Source organism: Variovorax soli NBRC 106424, assembly GCF_001591385.1.
GTDB classification, from domain to species: domain Bacteria; phylum Pseudomonadota; class Gammaproteobacteria; order Burkholderiales; family Burkholderiaceae_C; genus Variovorax; species Variovorax soli.
The window spans coordinates 1-6,817 of the sequence record NZ_BCUU01000166.1; the positions used below are offsets into that span (position 1 = coordinate 1).

Sequence of the window (6,817 nt, forward strand, 5' to 3'; positions counted from 1 at the left end):
CCGCCCGCAGCGGGTGCGCCGCCACCACCCGCAGCCGGTGCACCACCGCCTGCACCAGGCGCACCGCCGCCGGCACCCGGCGCACCACCACCGGCCTGCTGGGCGGGATCGGCGCCCGGCTGCTGCTGGTTGCCCGGTGCGCTCTTGTTGATCTCGTCCTGCATCGTCTTGATCAGGTCCTGCATCATGTTCATCATCTGCTGCATCATCTGCTGGACGAACTGCAGTCGTTGCGCCGGCGTGCTGGCCGACGTGTTCGCATTGCTTTGCAGCGTGCCGCTCAAGGCGGAAGACTGGACTCCGTTGATCATCATGTTGCGCTCCTCTGTGGACTACCAAAATTGGCAAATCCATTGTGGGAGGCACCATCTTTTGCGATGGCCATGCGAGGCGAAGCGACGGGACCGAACCCGAAGGCGCGCGCCAGGTCTCAGCAGCGCACGGTGGCCTGACGCTTCCTATTGCTTGATGGCGATGTCCGGATCTTCCGGTGCACGTGCGCTGATGCCGTTGCGCCGCGCGCTCAAATCGGGCGCCAGCGCCTCGCGCCCGTCGAACACGAAGCAGTCGCCGCTGTAGTGGGCGCCGCCCACTTCCTCGAAGTACTTGAGGATTCCGCCTTCGAGCTGCAGCACGTCGGGCAGGCCCTGCTCGTGCATCAGGATGGCGGCTTTCTCGCAGCGGATGCCGCCGGTGCAGAAGCTCACCACGCGCTTGTCCTTGAGCTCGTCCAGGTGCGCCTGCAGCGCGCCGGGGAATTCGGTGAACTTGGTGATGCGCCAGTCGATGGCGTTGTCGAAGGTGCCGTAGTCCACCTCGAAGGCATTGCGCGTGTCGAGCATCACCACCGGCTTGCCGTCGTCGTCGTGCCCCTGGTCGAGCCAGCGCTTGAGGGTGCGCGGCTCCACGCCCGGTGCGCGGCCAGCCGCCGGCTGGATGGCCGGATGGTCCATGCGGATGATCTCGCGCTTGAGCTTGACCAGCATGCGCCGGAACGGCTGGGTGAGCGACCAGCTCTCCTTGACTTCCAGGTCGGCAAAGCGCGGGTCGGCGCGCAGCATGGCGAGGAATTCGCCGATGGCCTCGGGCGCGCCGGCCACGAAAAGATTGATGCCTTCGCCGGCCAGCAGCACGGTGCCGCGCAGGTCCAGTTCGAGGGCCTTGTGGAGGATGCGCTCGCGCAGTTCGTGGCCGTCCTCGATGGCGACGAACTTATAGGCAGCAATGTTCAGAACTTCGATCACAGGGGCGGCATTTTAGGTGGCCGGCCGAAGGCGTCCGACGCCGACAGTCCACAATCGCGGGCCTGGCGTGGACCGGAAGCGGCCACTCCATTCGAAAAAGGAAGGAAAAATCCAAGATGAAGACAAATGGCCTTGCGTCGCTGCTCGCGCTCTCGGCATGCCTGACCGGCCTGTGCTCGACCGCCCACGCCGAAGATTCCGCTGAAGAGCTGGCCAAGAAGCTGTCCAACCCGGTGGCCTCGCTGATCTCGGTGCCGCTGCAATACAACTACGACTCGCGCTACGGTGCCGGGCGCGACGGACACCGCTCCCTGCTCAACATCCAGCCGGTCATTCCGGTATCGATCTCGCAGGACTGGAACCTCATCAGCCGGACCATCCTGCCCGTCGTCGAGCAGAACACCCCCGGCGTGAACGCTAGCGGCATCGGCGACATCACCCAGAGCTTCTTCTTCTCGCCCAAGGCGCCGACTGCGGGCGGCCTGATCTGGGGCGTGGGCCTGGCCTTTCTGCTGCCCACCGGTTCCGACGATTCGCTGAGCGCGCGCAAATGGGGCGCCGGCCCGACCGTGGTCCTGCTCAAGCAGGACGGCGCGTGGACCTATGGCGCCCTGGCCAACCACATCTGGGGCGGCGGCGGCGATGCCGACCGGCCCTCGGTCAGCAGCACCTTCCTGCAGCCGTTCCTGTCGTACACGACCAGGACTGCCACGTCCTTTGTGCTGAACAGCGAATCCTCCTACGACTGGAAGAGCAAGCAGTGGTCGGTGCCGCTCAACGCCATGGTCAACCAGATCGTGAAGGCGGGCGGACAGACGCTGAGCGTGGGCGGCGGCGTGCGCTACTGGGCGGACGGGCCCGACAGCGGCCCGCACGGATGGGGATTTCGCGCGCAGGTGACCTTCCTGTTCCCCAAGTGAGGCCCGGCGCCGCAGTCGCCGCATTGGTCCGTTAGCCACCTGGGGGCCGGGCAGGGGCTGCTGGGTCTTTTCCTACAATCGACCCATGTTCGTCCACCTGCGCCTGCACACCGAGTTTTCCGTCGTCGACGGCACCAACCGAATCGATGAAATCGTCAAGGCGGCCGCCGCCGACAAGCAGCCGGCCATGGCGATCACCGACCTGAACAACCTGTTCGGCGGCGTCAAGTTCTACAAGGAGGCGCGCGGCAAGGGGGTCAAGCCCGTCCTGGGCGCCGAAGTCTTCGTCGAGGGCCTGGGCCAGGAGCCAGGCGTGCTTTGCCGCATGCTGCTGCTGGTGCAGGACAAGCAGGGCTATCTCAACCTGTCCGAACTGCTGGCCCGCGCCTGGACCCAGAACGTGGGCCGGGGGCAGACCCAGGCCGCCGTCAAGATGGAATGGGTGCGCGAGCTCAATGGCGGCCTCATCCTGCTGTCGGGCGCGCAGGCCGGGCCGCTGGGCCAGCCGCTGCTGCAAGGGGGCCCGCACGGGGAGGCGCGCGCCGCCGAAGTTGCGCTGGAACTGGCGGGCATCTTCACGCACCGCTTCTATATCGAGCTGCAGCGCGCGGGCCGGCCCGAGGACGAGCCCCATGTGACGGCCGCCGTGCAACTGGCGGCGCGGCTCAATCTGCCGGTGGTGGCCACGCACCCGATCCAGTTCGCCACGCGCGACGATTACGAATCGCACGAGGCGCGCGTGTGCATTGCCGAGGGCGAGATCCTGGGCAACCAGCGGCGGGTGCGCAAGTTCACGCCCGAGCAGTACTTCAAGTCTGCCGCCGAGATGGAAGCGCTGTTCGCCGATGTGCCCAGCGCCATTGCCAACTCGGTGGAAATCGCCAAGCGCTGCAACCTGACGCTGGTGCTGGGCAAGCCGCGCCTGCCCGACTTCCCCACGCCGCTGGAAGACGGCGTGCCCATGCCCATCGACAAGTACTTCCGCATCCTGTCCTTCGAGGGCCTGGAGGAGCGCCTGGCGCACCTCTACCCCGACGTGGCGCAGCGCGACAAGGAGCGGCCGCGCTACGTGGAGCGCCTGGAGTTCGAGATCGGCACCATTTTGAAGATGGGCTTTCCGGGCTACTTCCTCATCGTGGGCGACTTCATCAACTGGGCCAAGAACAACGGCTGCCCGGTGGGCCCGGGCCGGGGCTCGGGCGCGGGCTCGCTGGTGGCCTATGCGCTGAAGATCACCGACCTCGACCCGCTGCAATACAACCTGCTGTTCGAGCGCTTCCTGAACCCCGAGCGGGTGTCGATGCCCGACTTCGACATCGACTTCTGCCAGGGCAACCGCGACCGCGTCATCGACTACGTCAAGGACAAGTACGGCCGCGACGCGGTGAGCCAGATCGCCACCTTCGGCACCATGGCCGCGCGCGCCGCCATCCGCGACGTGGGCCGCGTGATGGACATGAGCTACACCTTCTGCGACGGCATCAGCAAGCTCATTCCCAACAAGCCGGGCAAGCCGGTCACGATCCAGTACCCGCCGGCGGAGCTGTCGGAGGCCGACAAGGAGAAGTACGCCATTGCCGCCGAGCCCGAACTGGCCCGGCGCATCGAGCGCGAGGAAGAGGTCAAGTCCCTTGTCGAGATGGCGCAGAAGCTCGAGGGCATGACCCGCAACATCGGCATGCACGCCGGCGGCGTGCTCATCGCGCCGGGCAAGCTCACCGACTTCTGCCCGCTGTACCAGCAGCCCGGCAGCGACTCGGCCGTGAGCCAGTACGACAAGGACGATGTGGAGGCCATCGGCCTGGTGAAGTTCGACTTCCTGGGCCTGGCCACGCTCACCATCCTGGAGATTGCCCGCGAGTTCATCATGAAGCGGCACAAGGGCCAGGAGAACTTCGCGTACGAGAACATTCCGCTGACCGACGCGTCGACTTACCGGCTGTTTTCCGAAGGCAAGACGGAGGCCGTGTTCCAGTTCGAATCGCGCGGCATGCAGGGCATGCTGAAAGACGCGCGGCCCACGCGACTGGAAGACCTGATCGCCCTGAACGCGCTGTACCGCCCGGGCCCGATGGACCTGATCCCCAGCTTCGTGGCGCGCAAGCACGGGCGCGAGGACGTGGAGTATCCGCACCCGGCGGTGGCCGACATGCTCAGCGAGACCTACGGGATCATGGTCTACCAGGAGCAGGTGATGCAGACCGCGCAGATCCTGGGCGGCTACTCGCTGGGCGGCGCCGACCTGCTGCGCCGCGCCATGGGCAAGAAGAAGGCCGAGGAAATGGCCGAGCACCGCACCAAGTTCCGTGCGGGTGCGCTGGCCACCCACGGCATCCCCGAGGCGAAGGCCGACGAGATCTTCGACCTGATGGAGAAGTTCGCGGGCTATGGCTTCAACAAGTCGCACGCCGCTGCCTACTCCCTGCTGGCCTATCACACGGGCTGGCTCAAGGTGCACTACACGGCCGAGTTCTACTGCGCCAACATGACGGTGGAAATGGACAACACCGACAAGCTGAAGGTGCTGTTCGAGGACGCGACCAAGAACTTCGGCATGACCTTCGAGCCGCCGGACGTGAACCGCGGCAACTACCGCTTCGAGCCGGTGACCGACAAGGTCATCCGCTACGGCCTGGGCGCGGTGAAGGGCACCGGCCAGCTGGCCATCGAGGCCATCGTGCGGGCGCGCGAGGAGGGCGGGGCGTTCAGCAGCCTGTACGACTTCTGCGTGCGGGTGGATCGCCAGCGCATCAACAAGCGCACGGTGGAAGCGCTCATCAAGGCCGGCGCCTTCGATTCGCTGCAGCAGAACCGCGCGGCGCTGGTCGCGTCGCTGGACCGCGCCTTCGAGTTTGCCAACGCGACGGCGGCCAATGCGGCGCAGGCAGACATCTTCGGCGACGGCGAGCACGGCAGCGCGACGCAGGAGCCGGAACTGGTGGCGGCCACGCCGTGGGGCGTGAAGGAGCGGCTGACGCTGGAGAAGACGGCGGTGGGCTTCTTCCTGTCGGGCCATCTGTTCGACGAGGTGGCGCACGAGGTGCGGCGCTTCTGCAAGCGCCAGATCGACGACCTGATCGACAGCCGCGAGCAGCAGGTGATCGCCGGCATCGTGAGCGACCTGCGCGTGATCAACGGCAACCGCGGGCGGGTGGGCATCTTCAAGCTGGACGACAAGTCGGGCACCATCGAGGCGACGGCGGACGAGGCGCTGCTCAATGCGCATCGCAACACCTTGAAGGATGACGAGCTCATCATCGTGAGCGGCCGGCTGCAGCCGGGCCGGGGCGGCTTCGAGGCGCGCTTCATCGTGCAGCAGATCTGGGACCTGGCGACGGCGCGCTGCCGCTTCGGCAAGTACCTGCGCGTGGCGGTGAACGGCAAGGCGCCCGACATCGCCCGGTTGACGCGCGAGTTCCCGCCGCGCACGGAGCAGACCGAGCATGGGGACTTGCGGCAGGGGCTGGCGGTCCGGCTGTCCTTGCAGCGTTCGGGGGCGCAGGTGGAATTGCAGCTGGGTGAGGCGGCCAAGTTCTTCCCCACGGATGCGGCGCTGGCCAGCTGGATGGCGCAGGCGGAGTCTGGGAACGCGGCGGTCGTTTACGACTAAGTCGTTGATGCGTTGATGCGTTGATGCGTTGATGCGTTGATGCGTTCGCGCGGGGCGGGCGCGGCAGGCCCTTGGGGCCGGGGGCGCCTGCTGTGGCGGTCAGCGCTTCGCGCTGACTCCGCTCCGGTGCTCGCGGCGGGGCTTGCGCCGAAGAACTCCCTGCGCGAGCTGCGCTCGCTCCGGTCAAACAGCTTCGGCGAGTCAGAAACGGTAGCGTTTGTGTGTCCTTCGGCACACAAACGCTAAGCCCCGCCGCTGCGCGCCTCGCCGCCACAGAAGGCGCCCCCGCACAGGGACACACAGCCCTTGGCCCCACCACCAAACACAAAAAATCAGTCCTTCGGGCGCAGCGAAATCACCATGGGCGTGTAGATGCGCCCATCGGTATCGCGAGGCAGCTTGTCCGTCTTGCGCAGTGCCCGCTCTGCGGCCTCGTCCCAGCCGGGCACGCCGCTGGACTTGCGCAGCTTCACGCCGACGATCGTTCCGTCCGGTGCCAGGTTGACTTCGAAGTCGGCCGAAGGATTGCCGGCCACCGTGTCGGCGTCCGGATAGGTCACGTTGGGGCGTACCGCCGCACGAACGCGCCCGGCGTAGTTGCCTGACGGACCCGACGAGCGCGCTGCGGTTCCGGTCGAGTCTGCAGCGCCCGTGCCGGCCATGGCCTGCATGCGCTTGAGGTTGTCCGCGCGGTCCTTTGCCGCCTGCGCAGCTGCAGCCTGCTTGGCGGCCTCTTCCTTCTTCTTCTGCTCGGCCAGCTTCTTCTGCTGCTCTTCCTTCTTGCGCTCGAGCTCTTCCTGCTTCTTGGACTCGAGCTCCTTGCGCTGCTGCTCTTCCTTCTTTTTCTGAAGTTCGGCCAGCTGCTTCTGCTTTTCGCGTTCCTTGCGCTGCTCTTCCAACTCGCGTTCGCGCTTGGCCTCGAGCTCCTGCTTGCGCTTTTCCTGCTCCAGGTTGATGTCGGGCGCCTTGGGCGGCGGTGGCGCGGGCGGCGTCACGGCCTGGGGCGGCGGCGGTGGTGGAGGAGGCGGGGGCGGCGGTGCAGG

5 protein-coding genes are annotated in these 6,817 nt (G+C 66.7%); 2 read left to right on the plus strand and 3 right to left on the minus strand.

Annotation, left to right across the window (positions count from 1 at the left end):
- Together VSO01S_RS25500 and VSO01S_RS25505 are read right to left on the minus strand one after the other, a co-directional pair.
- Positions 1-314 (minus strand): hypothetical protein (locus tag VSO01S_RS25500; protein ID WP_373282935.1); only part of this gene is annotated, 314 nt, incomplete at its 3' end.
- A gap of 144 nt (positions 315-458) precedes the next feature.
- Positions 459-1,244 (minus strand): sulfurtransferase, encoded by a 786-nt coding sequence (locus VSO01S_RS25505; RefSeq protein ID WP_068645570.1) that lies wholly within the window; start codon positions 1,242-1,244, stop codon positions 459-461.
- Between the two features lie 116 nt (positions 1,245-1,360).
- On the opposite strand from VSO01S_RS25505, the gene VSO01S_RS25510 reads away from it, so the two are divergent.
- Positions 1,361-2,164, plus strand: coding sequence for a hypothetical protein (locus VSO01S_RS25510; protein WP_068645571.1), 804 nt, complete (start codon positions 1,361-1,363; stop codon positions 2,162-2,164).
- An 85-nt stretch (positions 2,165-2,249) separates the two neighbouring features.
- Positions 2,250-5,774 (plus strand): DNA polymerase III subunit alpha, encoded by a 3,525-nt coding sequence (dnaE, locus tag VSO01S_RS25515; RefSeq protein ID WP_068645572.1) that lies wholly within the window; start codon positions 2,250-2,252, stop codon positions 5,772-5,774.
- Positions 5,775-6,106: 332 nt separating this feature from the next.
- Here the strand turns inward: dnaE and tolA are convergent.
- A partial coding sequence (gene tolA, locus VSO01S_RS25520; RefSeq protein ID WP_084242123.1) for a cell envelope integrity protein TolA occupies positions 6,107-6,817 on the minus strand: 711 nt, incomplete at its 5' end.

Bases quoted from the DNA above. Each gene is read 5' to 3' on its own strand.
- VSO01S_RS25510 (WP_068645571.1), top strand. From the start codon at position 1,361: ATGAAGACAAATGGCCTTGCGTCGCTGCTCGCGCTCTCGGCATGCCTG.
- dnaE (WP_068645572.1), top strand. From the start codon at position 2,250: ATGTTCGTCCACCTGCGCCTGCACACCGAGTTTTCCGTCGTCGACGGC.